1 protein-coding gene is annotated in these 502 nt (G+C 70.7%); it reads left to right on the forward strand.

Features of this window, described 5'->3' with window-relative positions; translation table 11 throughout:
• Positions 1-99: 99 nt before the first annotated feature.
• Positions 100-502, forward strand: a 403-nt coding sequence (locus tag VR45_RS41670) for a transglycosylase family protein (RefSeq protein WP_286163668.1), incomplete at its 3' end; no start/stop codon positions are given.

The following is a 502-nucleotide window of genomic DNA, read 5'->3' on the forward strand; positions in this document are numbered from 1 at the left end:
CCAGCCACGAACCGCAAATGACCCGGGGCGCAGCGCACCGGACGCGCTGCGCCCCTCCCACCCCCCTGACCGTCCGTGCTACCGAAACGAGTGATTCCATTGAAGCCGCGCCGTCGTCTCCCGCTCTCCTTCGCCGTCCTGGCCGCCGCCGCGGCCTGCGCAATCGGCGCCCCGACGGCCTCGGCCGCCTCCGTGAGCACCTGGGACAAGGTCGCCCAGTGCGAGAGCACAGGAAACTGGAGCATCAACACCGGCGGCACGTACTACGGCGGCCTGCAGATCAACCTCCACAACTGGCAGTACTACGGCGGCACCGCCTACGCGGCCCGCCCCGACCTCGCCACCAAGAAACAGCAGATCCTGATAGCCGAGAAGATCCTCGCCGACCAGGGCGCCGGCGCGTGGACCTGCGCTCCGGGAACCGGTCTGGCCACCGACCACGCCAACCCGTACCCCAGCGGTGCCGGTACGGAGTCGGGTGGTGCGGGGCGGGTGCGGTGGG

It is taken from the genome of Streptomyces sp. NRRL S-495 (assembly GCF_000966955.1).
Lineage (GTDB): Bacteria > Actinomycetota > Actinomycetes > Streptomycetales > Streptomycetaceae > Kitasatospora > Kitasatospora purpeofusca.